The organism is Paenibacillus sp. p3-SID867, from assembly GCF_025142895.1.
GTDB lineage: Bacteria > Bacillota > Bacilli > Paenibacillales > Paenibacillaceae > Paenibacillus_AQ.
Map to the genome: position 1 here is coordinate 71,858 of NZ_JAMBDM010000017.1, position 16,639 is coordinate 88,496.

The following is a 16,639-nucleotide window of genomic DNA, read 5'->3' on the forward strand; positions in this document are numbered from 1 at the left end:
CAGGTGGTTGATTCATGGAGATATTACGGAAAAACAGGAAAATAGACCATGTTCGTGCGACCTCACAACCGAAGAATACCAAACGTTTGATACAAAAGGATCTGAAAAAGAATTGGTTTGTCTATCTCATGGCCCTTCCCGTGGTGGCGTGGTTCTTAATATTCTGCTACGGGCCGATGTGGGGCGTCATGATCGCATTTAAGGATTTCAAACCTTTGCTTGGATTCGGTGAAAGCGATTGGGTGGGCTTCAAGCATTTTATCGATTTTTTCTCCGGACCCTATTTTTGGAGGGTCGTCAAGAATACGCTCCTGCTGAATGTGTGGGGCATCGTGTTTGGATTTACGGCACCGATCATCCTGGCATTACTGCTGAATGAAGTTCGCTCTTCCAAGTTTAAGCGGACCGTTCAAACCATTACGTATATGCCGCATTTTATTTCACTGGTGGTTGTATGCGGGATCATTCACATCTTTACGGCCAATGAAGGGGTCGTTACGCAGCTGCTTTCGTTTATAACGGGCAAAGACTACTCGTCCCTTCTCGGGTACTCGGATTTGTTCCGCCCGATTTATACCTTTTCCGGAATCTGGCAGAGCATCGGATGGGACAGCATCATTTACCTGGCTGCGATGAGCTCCATCGATCCTTCATTATATGAAGCGGCCGATATCGACGGGGTCGGCAGGGTGAAGAAAATGTGGTACATTACGCTGCCTCAGATCAGTCCGGTCATCATCATCCTGTTTATCTTTGCGATCGGCGGATTGATGGCTTCCGGCTACGAGAAAATTATCCTGCTCTACAATCCTTTGATCTATGATACGGCGGATGTCATAGCCTCCTATGTTTACCGAAGGGGCTTGAGGGAAGCAAGCCTGAGTTATTCCACAGCCGTCGGATTAATAAGCTCCATCGTGAACTTCGGGCTGTTATGGATGACAAATACCATCGTGAAGCGCAGATCTGAATCCAGCTTATGGTAAGAGAGAGGGAAGGTTATGGAGGATATCAAGCAATTCAAAGTGAAACGAAGAAGGAAGCATAAAAGCATAGGGGACCGCGTGTTCGACTTTACGAACTACACGGTTTTGACGGCATTGACCTTGGTGTGTTTTTATCCCATATTGCATATCTTGTTTGCTTCCGTCAGCGATCCCAGCGCCTTGATGGCACATAAAGGGATATTGTTAAAGCCGCTGGGATTCACGCTCGACGGTTACAAGCTGGTATTTAAAGACAACAGCCTGCTAAAGGGGTACATGAATACGATCATATATGTTGGACTGGGTACGTTAGTCAATATGATCATGACGATATTGGGCGCTTACGTACTGTCCAGGCGGGAATTGTATTTCAAGAATTTCATCATGATTCTGATTACGATCACGATGTTCTTTGGCGGCGGGCTGATTCCCTGGTTCCTGTTAATGAAGGACATCGGCTTGTACAACAATCTGTGGGCGATGATTCTGCCGACCGCTTTAAGCACATGGAACATCATCATATTAAGGACTGGGTTCCAATCGATTCCGAGAGAGCTGGAAGAAGCGGCATTGATTGACGGTGCAAGCCAGGCCAACATCCTGATGACGGTGATCCTGCCGCTGTCGAAAGCCACGCTGGCCGTTATTTTCTTGTACTATCTGGTCGGGAATTGGAACTCATGGTTTAACGCGATGGTCCTGCTGAAGGATAGGGAATTGTTCCCGCTGCAGCTGTTGATGAAGGAAATCCTGGTTGCCAATGATTCGACGGCCACCACGATCGGCAGCGCGGGCGGGGTCGTTATTAACAGCGCCCAGAGCTCGACCGCGTTCCGGGAGCTGGTTAAATATTGCGCGATCGTGGTTTCGACGGTGCCTATATTAATGGTATATCCGTTCCTGCAAAAGTATTTCGTGAAAGGCGTTTATGTGGGTTCGATCAAAGGCTAAACGTTCAAACGAGCAGATAGAGAGACTGAATCATTAGGAGTGAGTTGCATCTTGACGACAGAAGTTAGCAAGGCACAAACGGTTCGAAACGAATATCCGAGACCCCAGTTTCAGCGCAAAGAGTGGTTAACCCTCAATGGCGAATGGGATTTCAGTTTTGATGATGAAGCCATCGGCGAGGATGCAGGGTGGTATCGGGCGGAAGCGCAGGCTTCCTTTACAAGGAAGATCAACGTGCCCTATACGTTCCAAAGCAAGCTGAGCGGCATCGGCGACCCTTCCTTTCATGATGTGGTATGGTACCGCAGAACGTTCGAGATCCCTCAGGACTGGGACGGAAAACGAATATTGCTTCATTTCGGCGCCGTGGATTATTTCGCCAAAGTGTGGGTGAACGGACATTTGGTGGCGATGCATGAAGGCGGACATACGCCGTTCCAGGCGGACATTACAGCTTCGCTTGTGAAAGGAAGCAATACGGTCGTCCTGCGCGCGGAGGATTTCAGCCGCGACGTCACCCTGCCGCGAGGCAAACAATACTGGCTTGAGCATTCGGCAAGCATTTTCTATACCCGTACGACCGGCATCTGGCAGAGCGTGTGGCTGGAGCCGGTGTCCCCGGTACATCTGAGCAAAATAAGGATGACACCCGACATTGACCGGAACGAAATTCGCATTCGGACGTTCCTTGAGGGTTACAAGCCGACGGAGGATCTCAAGCTGCAGATCACCGTATCGTATAAGGGGGAACGGGTCGCCGAAGATCAATATGCAATCCGAAACGCAGAGCAGCTGCGGACCATCGGTTTGAGTGATTTTACCGATCATGGTCTGGGACGCCTGTGGAGCCCTGAACATCCGAACCTGTATGATATTGAGTTCCGTCTTGTCCAGGATGAGAACGTCGTCGATCAAGTATCCAGCTATTTCGGGATGCGGAAGGTATCGATCGAGAACGGCAAGTTATGCCTGAATAACCGGCCGTATTTCCAAAGGCTGGTGCTGGATCAGGGGTATTTCCCTGAGGGAATCCTAACGGCGCCGTCGGACGAGGCTTTGAAGCGCGATGTGGAGCTGGCGAAGGAAATGGGATTCAACGGCGTGAGAAAGCACCAGAAGACGGAGGACCCCAGGTTTCTGTACTGGTGCGACAAGCTCGGCCTGCTGTTATGGAGCGAGGCGGCCAACGCATATGAATATTCCGAGTCGTATGTTCGCCGCTTCACAGCGGAATGGCAGGAGATCATCGAGCGGGACTATAACCATCCTTGCATCATAACCTGGGTTCCGCTCAATGAGAGCTGGGGAGTTCCGAATGTTCAGCTGGATAAGCGTCAGCAGCAGCATGGGCTTGCGATGTATCATTTAACGAAGTCTTTGGACGATAGCAGGCCGGTTGTTTATAACGATGGATGGGAGCATATGACCACGGACTTGGTCACCATTCACGACTATGAGAGCCGCCAGGAAGTGCTGGAAGAACGGTATGCATCAGCCGCGTCGGCGGTGGAAGCCATGCCGGCCAACCGGAGGATATTCGTTGGCGGTGCTTCCTATGAAGGCCAACCCATTCTGGTGTCGGAGTTTGGCGGCATTGCCTTCAAGAAGAGCGATTGGGAAGGCTGGGGATATTCCGGAGCCGAGAACGAGGAGGACTTCCTGATCCGGCTTAAGGCCGTAGTGGATCCCATGTTCTCTTCCCCGGTGATCCAGGGATACTGCTACACGCAGCTGACGGATGTCGAGCAGGAGATCAACGGCTTGCTGACGTATGACCGCAAGCCCAAGGCGCCGCTTGAAACCATACGCAGCATCATGACAGGGCAATAGGAGGTGGAGAAATGGACGGGACGAATGCTTATGAAGGAGTATACCATAACGAGAAAGCAGTTTATTTAAGAGCCGGGAGTTATGAGGCTATCATGCTTCCGGATATCGGCGGGAATTTGATATCGTTCCGGGATCTCGATAAGGGCTGCCGGTTTCTGCATGAACCGACGCTTGACGAAATGCCGGCGTTCAAAGCAAGGCCGATGATTCATGGCATTCCGGTGTTGTTCCCCCCCAACCGGTATCAAGATGGCCGGTTCCGTTGGAACGGCAAAGTCCATCAGCTGCCGGTGAATGAAGAGGCAACCGGTCATCATCTGCATGGATTTCTGTACAATATTCCATGGGAGGTTGATGAATACGGGCATTCCGGGCAGGAGGCTTATGTGACCGTGTCTGTCCGCGTGGATGAACGGCATCCGGTATTCCGGAACTTCCCGTTCCGTTTCCATATTCAGCTTCGGTACGGCTTAAGCCGGCAGGGGTTATCCCAGCGGGTAACGATCACCAATACAGGCCAAGAAGCCATGCCGTGTCTGCTGGCGTTTCATACATCCGTTAATGCGCCATTTACCGAGGGAGGCGACGCTCGGGATTACCGTTTAAAGCTGACCGTCGGGAAGCGATGGGAGCTGGATGGTCGAATGCTGCCCACCGGCTCCCACCAGGAGCTGTCGGCGAACGAGCAGGCCATGCAAGGAGCAGGTGTTTATCCTTTCTTTGAAAGGATGGACAATCATTATACCGCCGAGCCCCAAAACGGAAGAAACCGGATGGAGCTTACCGATGGGGCGAAGAAACTGAGGCTGGTCTATGACGTAGGCACCTCCTATAAGCAATGGATGATCTGGAACAACGAAGCGACCGAGGGTTTCTTTTGCCCTGAGCCGCAGATCAATCTGGTCAATGCACCCAATGTGGACTTGGAAGCTGAAGAGATCGGATGTTTCAGCCTTGAACCGAATGAAATCTGGGAAGAGACCAGCAGGCTGTATGTGACGGAAAGCCAAGGCTAAAAGCCGCAGGTGACAGTCGGCAGAAAGATAAATGCCGACAAATTAAACATATAAGAAGGAGTTAAACATGACTGAATTAACACTGCCGCGTCCGGAGTACCCCCGTCCGCAATGGGTAAGACCCGACTGGATCAATCTGAACGGTTCTTGGCAATTCGAAATCGATCATGGGAAAAGCGGGAAGGAGCGCGGATTCCATGAGCCGGGACATGATCTGTCCGGAACGATCACCGTTCCTTTCTGCCCCGAAAGCAAGCTGTCCGGTGTTGAATATAAGGATTTCATGGCAGCCGTATGGTATAAGCGGGATTTTACCGTGCCTGAAGCATGGGAAGGCAGCATCCTGCTTCACTTCGGGGCTGTGGATTACGAGGCGGAAGTATGGGTTAACGGTGTATCCGTAGGATCGCATCGCGGGGGATATACGCCCTTTAGCTTGGATATCACCTCGCATGTGATACCGGGCAAGAACGTAATTACCGTCTGTGCGGAGGATGACGTCCGTTCCGGACGCCAGCCGCGCGGGAAACAAAGCGGACGCTTCCACTCGCATGGCTGCGATTATACCCGTACGACGGGGATTTGGCAGACGGTATGGCTGGAGCAAGTGCCGCAGGTCTATATGTCCGACATGAAGCTGGTGGGTGACCCGGATAATGGCTGTGCCCACCTCGAGATTAAGATCAACGGGAACGCAGCAGGTCATAAACTGACCGCATCCGCCCTGTATGAAGGGAAAGCGGTAGGGAATGCGAGTGCCGTCGTATCCGGGCCGTACGTCAAACTTACCATTCCATTATCGGAGGTTCACTTGTGGGAGGTGGGTCAGGCCAGGCTGTACGATCTGGAATTATCCCTGCAAGGACAGGATCAGGTGTGCGACACCGTCCAATCCTATTTTGGGCTCCGAACCGTCATGCTGGACGGAATGGCCTTCCACATCAACGGCAAATCCGTATTTCAACGACTTGTGCTGGATCAAGGCTTCTATCCGGATGGGGTCTACACCGCGCCAAGCGATGAGGATCTCCGCAAAGATATCGAAATTTCGATGGGACTCGGCTTTAACGGCGCAAGGCTTCACGAGAAGATGTTCGAACCGCGCTTTCTGTATTGGGCTGACCGGTTAGGGTATCTGGTATGGGGAGAGCATGCGAATTGGGGGCTTGACATTACCACGGCGGAGGGGTTGTCCCATTTTCTGCCGGAATGGCTCGAAGGGATGGAGCGCGATTTCAATCATCCGGCCCTCATCGGCTGGTGTCCTTTCAACGAGACGTGGGACCGGGACGGCTCCAAGCAAAATAACGACGTACTGCGCATTGTATACGAGGTTACGAAGAAAATGGACCCGACGCGTCCTGTGATTGATACGAGCGGCAACTTCCATGTCGTGACGGATATTTTCGATATCCATGATTACGACCAGAACCCGGAGACGTTCAAGCAGCGATATGAGCCGATGAAGAACGGTGGAGAGGTGTACAATAGCTTCCCGAATCGGCAGAAGTATGAAGGCCAGCCTTACTTCATCAGCGAATATGGCGGCATATGGTGGAATCCGGACCAAAAAGACGAGAAGTCTTGGGGTTACGGCGACAGGCCGACATCCGAAGAGGCGTTTCTAACGCGTTATGCGGGCTTAACGAATGCGCTGCTGGATCATCCCATGATGTTCGGGTTCTGTTATACCCAGCTGTACGATGTGGAACAGGAAGTGAACGGATTGTACACCTATGACAGACGATCGAAATTCGATCCTGAAGTGATCCGCCGCATCAATTCCCGTAAGGCCGCGATTGAAGACTGAGCCGTTATCATGACCGTTATCGAAGTAGGCGGTGTTTCATTTCTGCATGGTGTATGATTGCATATTATCCGAAAGGAACGTGACGAAGGATGAAGGTGAATTACCGGAATAAATTATTGCTCACGATATGCGCATTCCTTATTCTTCCTATGGGTCAGGCGACACATGCGGCTACGCTTCAAAATAACTTCTACAACGTGGTCATGCAGGAGGGCGCGGATCCATGGGTATATAAACATACCGACGGCTTTTACTACTTCACAAAAACGACCGGCGGAAATGTGACCATATGGAAGTCCGCACAGCTTACGACGATTGATGCAGCTCCGACGAGGGTCGTGGAAACGGGCTGCTGCAGCATCTGGGCTCCGGAATTGCATTACATCAATGGCGCCTGGTATATCTACTATGCCAAGGATGACGGGGATAACGTCAACCACCGCATGTATGTCATGGAGAACACGTCGGCGGACCCGACGCAGGGAACCTGGCAGTACAAAGGCCAGATTACGGACCCGACGAACAAATGGGCGATTGACGGCACAGTGCTGCAAACAGGCGGTCAGCTGTACTTTATATGGTCCGGCTGGGAAGGCGACACCAATGTCCGGCAGAATTTGTATATCGCCCGCATGAGCAATCCCTGGACGATCGATTCGAATCGCGTTGAAATCGCAAGGCCTACCCACAGCTGGGAAACGAATCATTCCCCGCACGTAAACGAGGGGCCTCAGGTGATTGTGCGAAACGGTCTCATCAATCTGGTATACTCGGCAAGCGGAAGCTGGACGAACGACTATTGCCTGGGCCTCATCACGGCCAGCGCAACCAGCGATCTGATGAATCCGGCATCATGGAGCAAACGCAGTCAGCCTATATTCAAGTCCGGTAACGGTTTGTACGGACCGGGTCATCATTCGTTCACCAAGTCGCCCGACGGTACGGAGGACTGGATACTCTATCATGTCGCCAAATACAATAATGCCGGGTGGAACCGCGAAGTTCGAATGCAGAAATTCACGTGGCATGCCGACAACACGCCAAATCTCGGCGTCCCGGCGAATCCGAATGCCCCGATAACCTTGCCTTCCGGCGAAGCAGCACATATCCGTTACGAAGGTGAGGAAGGGACATTCGGCGGTATCGCCTATGCATCTCAGAGCCCTAACGGCTCGGGAGGCATGAAGGCCGGGCATATCGATACGCCGGAAAGCTATGTGGAATTCACGGTTCATGCCGCGTCGGCAGGCGAATACATTCTGCTCGCCCGCACGGCGAACGGGACAGCCGGGGGGAATTGGTCCCATCTCATGCTCAGCGTAAATGCCGGTACGGCGAGCAAGTTCCATATCACGAATAAAGGATGGGAGAACTGGGGACTGTCCACGGCGCGGATTCAGTTGAAGGCCGGCGTGAACACGATACGTTTTTCAAAAGGCGAGGGATACGGAGAAATCGACTTTTTTGACATCAAGCCGGCGAATTAGGTCATAACCGATGGCATAGAGGGCCGATAAATAAAGAGTTGTTAGCTTGATCATGGATGGCTTCCGGTTCTCCCGGAGGCCATTTCTGGCTATGAAAGTCATGGTTTGCTATGTCCGGCTATTTGATGCCGTATGGCAAGAGGCAGGAAAATGGCTGGTGTAAGCCTTTCCAGTGTGATTGTTTTTCATTTCATTAAGAAGTAAAATTATTGTAATGAATATGTTTAAAGGAGAGCAGATTTGTGCTGGAACTTGGTTTTAACGACCCGGAAAGATTGGTCACGGTGGCCCATGCCTTGTCAACACGTTCTCGGGTTGATATCCTAAGGCTCTTGAATTCCAAGAACTTGAATATCATTGAAATCGCCGAGAAGCTCAAACTCCCCGTTTCGACGGTAGCGAGCAATATCAAAGTGTTGGAAGCGGCTGAGTTAATTAATACGGAATTGCTTCCGGCGTCACGTGGGGCCATGAAGGTCTGCAGCCGGAATTATGATGATATTCATATTGCGTTGAATTTGAGAAATTCGGTACCCAAAGGAGTAACGCATGTCTATGAAGTAGAGATGCCGATTGGCCATTACAGCGATTGCGAAGTATCGCCGACATGCGGAATGGCGAATGCCGACGGGTATATCATAAAGGAAGACGAGCCGGCGAGCTTTTACCATCCCAAGCATGTTAATGCCCAGATCATCTGGCTGCGCAAGGGATATTTGGAATATTTGATGCCGATGGATATTCCGGCCGGAGCTCGCATCGAATCGCTTGAATTGTCCATGGAGATGTGTTCCGAGGCGCCCAATTATGATCATAACTGGCCTTCGAATATTTCCGTGTGGGTCAATGGCGTGGAAATCGGCATGTGGACAAGCCCCGGCGATTTCGGGGATCGGCGCGGCAAGCTGAACCCGAATTGGTGGTATGATTGGGCAACGCAGTACGGGTTTCTCAAGACTTGGCGGGTCGATCATGAGAAGACGACGCTGGATATGGAGAAAGTGTCGGGTGTTACATTGGCTGAGCTGAATCTTTCCGAGAGTCCCAAATTGCGGCTGCGTATCGGCATTAAGCCCGATGCCGTCAATCAAGGAGGGCTGAATCTGTTCGGTCGCCAGTTTGGAGATCACGAACAGAATATCATCATGCAGTTGAAATATACGATGGATCAGGATGGGGAAGACCTTTAATCACGCTTGTATAAGTGGCCGAAGGCTCAGCTGTTGACGAAGAAGAGGCAAATCCGGCGGCAGCTAGTTGGCGGAGAGGTTTCCCGTTTAGATAAAGGATAAAGTGGCAGTGCAGAAGGTATTTCTGTGCTGCCACTTTTTTTTGTTTGCCGTCAGAAGTATTCGGAGTAACACGCGAATCCTTATCGAATGAGGATCATTTTCATAAAAAGAGCCCATTCTTTTCCCGGTTTACATTCCGTTTAAATAGGGGTGCTACGATTCAATCATCATCCATTAGCGAAGAGGAGGAAATCATAATGGAGCATGCATACAAAAAGAAAATAGAGCCAAAACCTGGCGACTTGGCCGTTGAGGCTTACGGACTGATCAAAACATTCGGAGATAACCGCGCCGTGGATGGGGTGGATCTGAACGTACGTACCGGAACGATCTACGGTGTACTTGGCCCGAATGGGGCAGGCAAGACGACCACCATCCGAATGCTGGCGACCTTGCTAAGACCGGATGCGGGTTCGGCCCGAATCTTCGGACATGATGTGCAGGCGGAATCGCAGATTGTCCGTCAGTTGATCGGGGTAACCGGCCAATACGCGTCGGTGGACGAATCGCTCAGCGCTACGGAGAATCTGATTATATTCTCACGTTTGCTTGGTTTGGGGCGTAAGGAGGCAAGGCGCAAGGCGGAAGAGCTGCTCGAGGAATTCGGTTTGTCGGAAGCCGCGAAGCGGCCGCTAAAAAATTTCTCCGGCGGCATGCGGAGAAGGCTGGATCTGGCGGCAAGCCTCATTGCCCAGCCGCCACTCATCTTCCTCGATGAACCGACGACGGGGCTGGATCCAAGGACGCGTTCCCAGATGTGGGATACGATCCGCCGATTGGTGAATACCGGTTCAACGGTATTGCTGACCACGCAGTATCTCGAGGAGGCGGACCAGCTGGCAGACCGCATCGCCGTTATCGATTACGGCCGGGTTGTGGCCGAGGGTACGGCCGATGAACTGAAGATGTCGGTGGGCACTTCCTCGCTGCATTTGACTGTCGAGGATTCGGTTGACATGGATCGCGCCCGCCATACCGTGGAACAAGTGTTAGGCGTCCATGCCAATGTATCGCCGGAAGCCGGAAAGATCACAGCGCCGATGGCTAATGCGGGTCTTGTTACAGACCTGTTGATCGAGCTGCGAACAGCAGGAATCGGCTTGTCCGAGATGAGCGTGCAGAAGCCGACCCTGGATGAGGTATTCCTGACGATCACAGGCCACGGCGTGAAGGAAGACGCTGCCCAAGAGTCTTATGAATCCAATGATCGGGAGGTGGCACGGGTATGAGCAGCACCATGATTCAGCCTGGGACGGAACGTCAGCTTAAGAACCGCACGAGTTTGGGTCAGACGATTCGAAATTCGTTGACGATGGCCTACCGCGGGCTGCTGAAGCTCCGGCGCACGCCCGAGCAGTTGTTTGACGTCACGTTTCAGCCCATTATTTTTACGCTGATGTTCACTTATATTTTTGGGGGCGCCATCTCCGGTGACGTGGCGAGTTATTTGCCCGTCATCATTCCCGGCATCCTCGTCCAGACCGTGATCACGACCTCCGTCGTCACAGGCGTTCAGCTGCGCGAGGATATGGATAAAGGCGTATTCGACCGATTCAAATCGCTGCCGATTGCGCGCATCGCACCGCTGGCCGGTGCCCTGCTGGCAGACACGATTCGGTATACCATTGCGACAGTGCTTACCTTTACGATGGGATATATTATGGGGTACCGGCCCGAGGGCGGCTTGGGTTATGTTGCGCTTGCGGGGTTGGTCGTAATTTTGTGCTCATGGGCCATTAGCTGGATTTTTGCTTTCTGCGGCGTGATTGCAAGATCCGCCTCCGGCGTGCAGGGGATATCGATGATCGTGCTGTTTCCGCTCACGTTTCTCTCCAACGCGTTCGTGCCGGTGGATACGATGCCGGGCTGGCTGCAGTGGTTCGTCAATATGAATCCGATCTCGCATCTTGTGACAGCCGTTCGGGATCTCACCAACGCTGGCACCGTGGGCTGGGATCTCACGATATCCTTGGTTGGTGCCGCGGTTATCGTGGCGATCTTTGCTCCCATTACGGTTCGTGCGTACATGCGCCGCACTTGATGCCAAGGGGGCTCGCCTAACGGCGTTTACCCATCCTGCCGGGGAAAGCAGGACTTCCGTCCGAAACGCAGGTTGACATTGATTTATGAATTCACTATACTGTCTGTAATCTTATAAGCGACATACGTTGAAAGAGCCCAGTAGCAGCTTGGTCCCTGTTCTAGAAAGCCGGGGGATGATGGAACCCGGTACACACCAAGGCGGCGAATTACACTCTGGAGTATCTCGGGTAATGCCGAGCGGAAACGACGAACGATATCTCGTCTAATGAGCGGCATGAATGACGCGCGGCAGCGTGCAGAGCATTCGTGCAATCTGGGTGGTAACACGGTTAATAATCGTCCCTATGTCTTTACAGACAAGGGGCGATTTTTTGTTTTTCAACGAGTTGGACGTTTCGTTATAAGGAAATTACTGAACTAAAAGGAGTGTTAACACTGTGAATATTATCGACGAACTGGAATGGCGCGATGCGATTAACCAACAGACGGATGCCGAAGGCCTCCGGGAGCTTACGAATGAAAAATCCATCTCGCTGTACTGCGGCGTGGACCCAACGGGCGACAGCATGCATATCGGTCACCTGATTCCCTTTATCATGCTCAAACGCTTCCAGCTTGCCGGCCATCGTCCGGTCATTCTGATCGGGGGCGCGACAGGCACCATCGGGGATCCAAGCGGGCGTCAAACCGAGCGTTCCCTGCAGACGCTGGAGCAGGTTCAGGCTAACGTTGACGCGCTGACCGGACAAATGAAAAAGCTCTTCGTAACCGAGGGTGACAATCAAATCCGCATGGTTAACAACTACGACTGGACGCATAAAATCAACATCATCGAATTCCTGCGCGATTACGGCAAGAACTTCAGCATTAACTCGATGCTGGCGAAGGACGTGGTTGCGAGCCGGCTTGACAGCGGGATTTCGTTTACGGAATTCTCGTACCAAATCCTGCAGTCGGTCGACTACCTGCATCTGTACCAGCATGAGGACGTGCAGCTGCAAATCGGCGGATCGGACCAATGGGGCAACATTACAAGCGGCCTGGATCTGATCCGGAAGAAAGAAGGGCCCGAAGCAAAAGCATTCGGCCTGACCATACCGCTCATGCTGAAGGCCGACGGCACGAAGTTCGGCAAAACGGCCGGCGGCGCGATCTGGCTCGACCCGAACAAAACGACACCGTTCGAGTTCTACCAGTTCTGGGCGAACACCGACGACCGCGACGTTGTGAAATACCTGAAGTACTTCACCTTCTTGACCAAAGAGCAAATTGACGAGTTGGCCGAAAAGGTGCAGAGCGAGCCGCATAAACGCGAAGCGCAAAAAATGCTGGCTGAGGAAATGACGAGATTCGTGCACGGCGAAGAGATGCTGGAGCAGGCCAAGCGCATTACGGCGGCTTTGTTCAGCGGCGATATTAAATCCCTTACGGCCGATGAGATCGAGCAGGGATTTAAGGAGATGCCGACATTTGAAGCTACGCCGGAAACGAAGAATATCGTGGACTGGCTCGTGGATCTGGGCATCGAGCCTTCCAAGCGGCAAGCTCGTGAGGATATTACCAAAGGCGCCATCTTGATGAACGGCGAGCGTATCAGCGACGTCGGTCACGAGGTGACAGCCGACCAAGCGATTGGCGGCCGCTTCATCATCATTCGCAAAGGCAAGAAAAACTACAGCTTGGTGAAAATGTCCTAGAAGACGTTGTAACCATCGGGGAGAACGGTCTCCCCGGACGAAAACACCCATAAAAAGCCGCTAAACACGTTTCATGTGCTTAGCGGCTTTCATGTTACCAGGTTATCCAGAATCTTTTGGTTGGCCTATTGGCGTTTTTCTTTTATTTGAAAGTTTCTCTCATTTAATAGGATAATATCTGTAGTGTTAAAGGAGGTAGATGATATCATGAACATTCAACTGCAGACCGAGCTGTGCGAGCTGTTCCAAATCCGTTATCCGCTCTTGCAGGCAGGGATGGCCGGGGGACCGACAACAGTAGAACTGGTCGCCGCCGTATCCAACGCAGGCGGACTTGGCACGTTGGGTGCAGCTTATATGGAGCCGGCTGCCATTCGCGACAGCATTCAGGAAATCCGCAAGCGGACGGATCAGCCTTTTGCCGTCAACCTTTTTGTGCCCGGTGCCCGGGATCGTCATGAGCGAATCGGAGAGGTTCAACAGGAGTTAAACCGGATGCGGGATGATCTTGGCATTCCCTATGCGGGCAAGGACCACGTAGCAACCCCGGATTGGTTCGAGCAGCAATTCGCGGTTCTGATCGAAGAGAAGGTGCCTGTCATCAGTACGGCATTCGGGATTCTGGATGAGCCTCATATGCAGCAAGCAAAAGCGGCTAGGCTTCGGGTTGTTGCGATGGCTACCACAGTCCGCGAAGCCATGCTGGCTGAGCAGGCAGGGTATGATGCCGTCGTTGCCCAAGGTAGCGAAGCGGGCGGACACCGTGGAACGTTTGATATTTCGGAGCACCCGATGGGGGCCCAGATCGGAACGTTTGCCTTGGTACCGCAAATCGTGGATCGCGTCAAGATCCCCGTTATTGCCGCCGGAGGCGTGATGGATGGACGGGGGCTCGCAGCTTCGCTTGTTCTTGGAGCCCAAGGCGTTCAGATGGGGACGCGATTCCTGACCGCGGTCGAATCGGGTGCGCATGAGGTTTATAAGCAAGCGCTCCTTCAGAGTACGGAAGAGAGCGCGGTAATCACCAAAGCGTTCTCGGGACGGCCTGCAAGGGGAATCCGCAATGCATTCATCCGGCAATGGGACGAGAGCGGCATAGAGCCGCTGCCTTTTCCTACGCAGAATACGGTGACCCGCGACATCCGAAACGCGGCTAATCGCCAAGACAATCCGGAGTATATGTCATTGTGGGCGGGGCAAGGCACCAGAGGGCTGACTGCGGGACAAACGGCAGCGGATATTGTGGCCGAGACGATCCGGGAAGCGTTGTTGATCTGCTCATTTTCTTCGTAAATCCGATCATTGGAGATGAGAGCGGATTATGTTATTCGCTTAGGAAAACATGAAGCAGCAGGCCACCTGAAGAAAACCCATAAGGTGGCCTGCATATCTTTGTGCTAGAAGCTGTAAGTATCTCCGCCTTCGCCGCTCCACGTCATCTCCACGAAGGAGGACGGATTGGAAGAAGTCGCTGTTTTGGAGCCGGAAGCGTAGAGTCCTCCGGCAACACCGGTCATAGTATAGTCGGTATACAATTTGTTCGAAGTATAGTTCGTGTAAATCATCGCTCCCGAAATATTCGATGCGGTTACGTTCTTAAGCTCCAGATTGCTTCCGTAGGACACCCCGTCCGAGGCCGTGGTTTTGCTTGTTCTGAACGCTTGGCCCGTGGCCGCATTGTTTTTGACGGTGGTGTTGATGATCTGTACGTCATTGGCCCGCATGAATATTCCGTTGTTGCCCACGGTCGACTCTGGCACCGTATTCTGAAAGTCAACCGTGCTGCCGATCACTTTGATATGATGCGTACCCTCTTTAAAATCAAAGCCGTCGTTTTTGGTCTGTATGGCGCTGCAATTCAGGAACGTAATATATCCGCTTCGATCCGGATTCGGCAGTGTGGTCCAGTTCTGATCGGCATCCCCCACATAGAAGCCCTCGCCGAACTTCCCGCCTTGCCCCGCGCTATGGGCGGTACTGTTCGAGACAAGCCAGTACTGGCTGTTTTTCCGAATCTTGAAAGCTTCTGCCGTCGTATTTTTGACCGTTACATTGGTAACGTAGCCGTGAGAGGCTTCAATTAGCAGGCCTTTGTTTGATTTGGAGTTGGAGTTGATCGTCACATTCTCCAGCTTATAATAGCTGTTCTTGATATGGAAAGCCGCATTGCCTGCCGATGCGGTGAAATGAAAGGTGGCTCCGCTGCCCGTGCCGCGAATCGTAATGTAATTGCCTGACGATCCGTTCCGGGAGGTTGCAATGGTTCCATCCGACACCGAGTAGGTCCCGGATACTTCAATAATGTCACCGGGATTCGCGCTGGCTAGGTAGCTCCGCAGCGTCGCGACGTCACCGGCCGGGACCGTTTTGGTTGCCGCCTTTACGATATGACCAGGGTAGAATGCAAATACAAGCATGAAGCAAAATAAGGATACGATGCCGAACTTGATGGATGGCTTGATCATCATGATACCTCCTCGCTATTTTGGACACGATTCACCGTACTGTCGCATGAATTGCCTTACAAATCTTTCTGTGCGAAACACATCACCTCACTTAACAAGGATCAGAATCATTGTTTAAGCGCTCTAATTATAATCCAATCCCCATACCACATTGCTGCTTGAAAATATCATAATTCCGTCTGCATTCGATACTGAAGAGGCGTCAAACCGTACTTTTTTTTGAACATGGCGATAAAATACGAGGGGTAGTTGAATCCGGTCTGTTTACTGACGTCTTCGATTGTTAGAGACGGCAAGCCAAGAAGCGTTCTGGCTTCCTCCAAGCGCTTGTTGTTCGTATATTCGATGATGGTCATGCCCATCTGCTCTTTGAACAGCTTGGACAAATAACTGGGAGAGAAATGAAGCTCCGCAGCCATTTCGTTAATCGTGAAGGATAGATGATAGTGCTTGCCGATCCACCTTACCATGGCGCCGACAGGCTCGATCGAAGCAGCGGGAGCAGGATACTTGAAACCCCCGCTACGATCCGGCGGGTAAATATGGCTATTAAAGTAGGTGAAGAAATGAAATAAAAACAAGGCAACAACTTCCTTCTGAACCTTGGGCGGAACGCTGGCCAGCATTTCATGCAATTGCAGAAACTGATTTTCTAAATATATGGAATCCTTGGACGACAGATGAAACACCTGATTGGACCACGGATGATCCAGCAATTGTGAAACCGCGGTTGTCAGCTGCGGGAGTGCGGTGAGGAAACGCTCGATGACGGAGGCTTTGATTTTCAGCAGGCTGCGAATGTAATTCGGCGGTACGATGACTTTAATATGGTGAATTTGAAAAGGTTTAATCAACACCAAAGTGCCGGGCTTCAGCGAGTACGTTTGATTATCGACGATATATCTTCCGGCGCCTTCGTGAATGTACAGAATCTCCAACCCCTCATGATAATGAAAATATTCCACCGGCTCGGTATGTACGCTTCGATAGTTGAACAGATACAGATTGTCACGCCAGGGAATTGAATGGTGAATTTTCATCTGAAACCTCCTTTTGCATGAT

13 protein-coding genes and 1 other annotated feature are annotated in these 16,639 nt (G+C 51.9%); of the genes, 11 read left to right on the forward strand and 2 right to left on the reverse strand.

Annotated elements, in window-relative coordinates; translation table 11 throughout:
• Positions 1–14: 14 nt before the first annotated feature.
• The 11 genes from M4D81_RS27305 (at position 15) to M4D81_RS27355 (ending at position 14,405) form a co-directional block, all read left to right on the forward strand.
• Positions 15–986, forward strand: coding sequence for an ABC transporter permease (locus M4D81_RS27305; protein ID WP_260068709.1), 972 nt, complete (start codon positions 15–17; stop codon positions 984–986).
• 15 nt (positions 987–1,001) lie between these two features.
• Complete coding sequence (locus tag M4D81_RS27310) at positions 1,002–1,937, forward strand: carbohydrate ABC transporter permease (protein ID WP_260068710.1); 936 nt, start codon at positions 1,002–1,004, stop codon at positions 1,935–1,937.
• 51 nt (positions 1,938–1,988) lie between these two features.
• On the forward strand, positions 1,989–3,767 hold the full coding sequence (locus M4D81_RS27315) for a glycoside hydrolase family 2 protein (protein WP_260068711.1): 1,779 nt from the start codon (positions 1,989–1,991) through the stop codon (positions 3,765–3,767).
• An 11-nt stretch (positions 3,768–3,778) separates the two neighbouring features.
• Positions 3,779–4,783: an aldose 1-epimerase gene (locus M4D81_RS27320; protein WP_260068712.1), complete on the forward strand. Its 1,005-nt coding sequence runs from the start codon at positions 3,779–3,781 to the stop codon at positions 4,781–4,783.
• A gap of 67 nt (positions 4,784–4,850) precedes the next feature.
• The gene (locus M4D81_RS27325) at positions 4,851–6,593 is read left to right on the forward strand and encodes a glycoside hydrolase family 2 protein (protein WP_260068713.1); all 1,743 of its coding nucleotides are present in this window, start codon (positions 4,851–4,853) and stop codon (positions 6,591–6,593) included.
• A gap of 89 nt (positions 6,594–6,682) precedes the next feature.
• A complete protein-coding gene (locus M4D81_RS27330; RefSeq protein ID WP_260068714.1) occupies positions 6,683–8,080 on the forward strand; it encodes a family 43 glycosylhydrolase in 1,398 nt (465 codons plus the stop codon).
• A 242-nt stretch (positions 8,081–8,322) separates the two neighbouring features.
• Entirely contained in the window at positions 8,323–9,270 is a 948-nt protein-coding gene (locus M4D81_RS27335; protein ID WP_071223304.1) for an ArsR/SmtB family transcription factor, read from the forward strand.
• Between the two features lie 299 nt (positions 9,271–9,569).
• On the forward strand, positions 9,570–10,601 hold the full coding sequence (gene tetA(58) / locus M4D81_RS27340; protein WP_260068715.1) for a tetracycline efflux ABC transporter Tet(58) subunit A: 1,032 nt from the start codon (positions 9,570–9,572) through the stop codon (positions 10,599–10,601).
• On the forward strand, positions 10,598–11,413 hold the full coding sequence (gene tetB(58), locus M4D81_RS27345; protein WP_260068716.1) for a tetracycline efflux ABC transporter Tet(58) subunit B: 816 nt from the start codon (positions 10,598–10,600) through the stop codon (positions 11,411–11,413). The genes tetA(58) and tetB(58) overlap by 4 nt, the downstream gene beginning before the upstream one ends.
• 118 nt (positions 11,414–11,531) lie before the next feature.
• Positions 11,532–11,762, forward strand: a binding site (T-box leader).
• A 90-nt stretch (positions 11,763–11,852) separates the two neighbouring features.
• Positions 11,853–13,112: a tyrosine--tRNA ligase gene (gene tyrS / locus M4D81_RS27350; protein ID WP_260068717.1), complete on the forward strand. Its 1,260-nt coding sequence runs from the start codon at positions 11,853–11,855 to the stop codon at positions 13,110–13,112.
• Positions 13,113–13,319: 207 nt separating this feature from the next.
• The gene (locus M4D81_RS27355; RefSeq protein ID WP_260068718.1) at positions 13,320–14,405 is read left to right on the forward strand and encodes an NAD(P)H-dependent flavin oxidoreductase; all 1,086 of its coding nucleotides are present in this window, start codon (positions 13,320–13,322) and stop codon (positions 14,403–14,405) included.
• A 104-nt stretch (positions 14,406–14,509) separates the two neighbouring features.
• Here the strand turns inward: M4D81_RS27355 and M4D81_RS27360 are convergent, their stop codons facing one another.
• A complete protein-coding gene (locus tag M4D81_RS27360) occupies positions 14,510–15,580 on the reverse strand; it encodes a right-handed parallel beta-helix repeat-containing protein (RefSeq protein WP_260068719.1) in 1,071 nt (356 codons plus the stop codon).
• A gap of 164 nt (positions 15,581–15,744) precedes the next feature.
• Positions 15,745–16,617: a helix-turn-helix transcriptional regulator gene (locus M4D81_RS27365; RefSeq protein ID WP_260068720.1), complete on the reverse strand. Its 873-nt coding sequence runs from the start codon at positions 16,615–16,617 to the stop codon at positions 15,745–15,747.
• Positions 16,618–16,639 lie beyond the last annotated feature (22 nt).

Excerpts from the sequence above, each read along its gene's own strand:
- M4D81_RS27325 (WP_260068713.1), top strand. The coding sequence starts at position 4,851 with ATGACTGAATTAACACTGCCGCGTCCGGAGTACCCCCGTCCGCAATGG.
- M4D81_RS27355 (WP_260068718.1), top strand. The coding sequence starts at position 13,320 with ATGAACATTCAACTGCAGACCGAGCTGTGCGAGCTGTTCCAAATCCGT.
- M4D81_RS27310 (WP_260068710.1), top strand. The coding sequence starts at position 1,002 with ATGGAGGATATCAAGCAATTCAAAGTGAAACGAAGAAGGAAGCATAAA.
- M4D81_RS27305 (WP_260068709.1), top strand. The coding sequence starts at position 15 with ATGGAGATATTACGGAAAAACAGGAAAATAGACCATGTTCGTGCGACC.
- M4D81_RS27320 (WP_260068712.1), top strand. The coding sequence starts at position 3,779 with ATGGACGGGACGAATGCTTATGAAGGAGTATACCATAACGAGAAAGCA.
- M4D81_RS27360 (WP_260068719.1), bottom strand. The coding sequence starts at position 15,580 with ATGATGATCAAGCCATCCATCAAGTTCGGCATCGTATCCTTATTTTGC.
- M4D81_RS27330 (WP_260068714.1), top strand. The coding sequence starts at position 6,683 with ATGAAGGTGAATTACCGGAATAAATTATTGCTCACGATATGCGCATTC.
- M4D81_RS27365 (WP_260068720.1), bottom strand. The coding sequence starts at position 16,617 with ATGAAAATTCACCATTCAATTCCCTGGCGTGACAATCTGTATCTGTTC.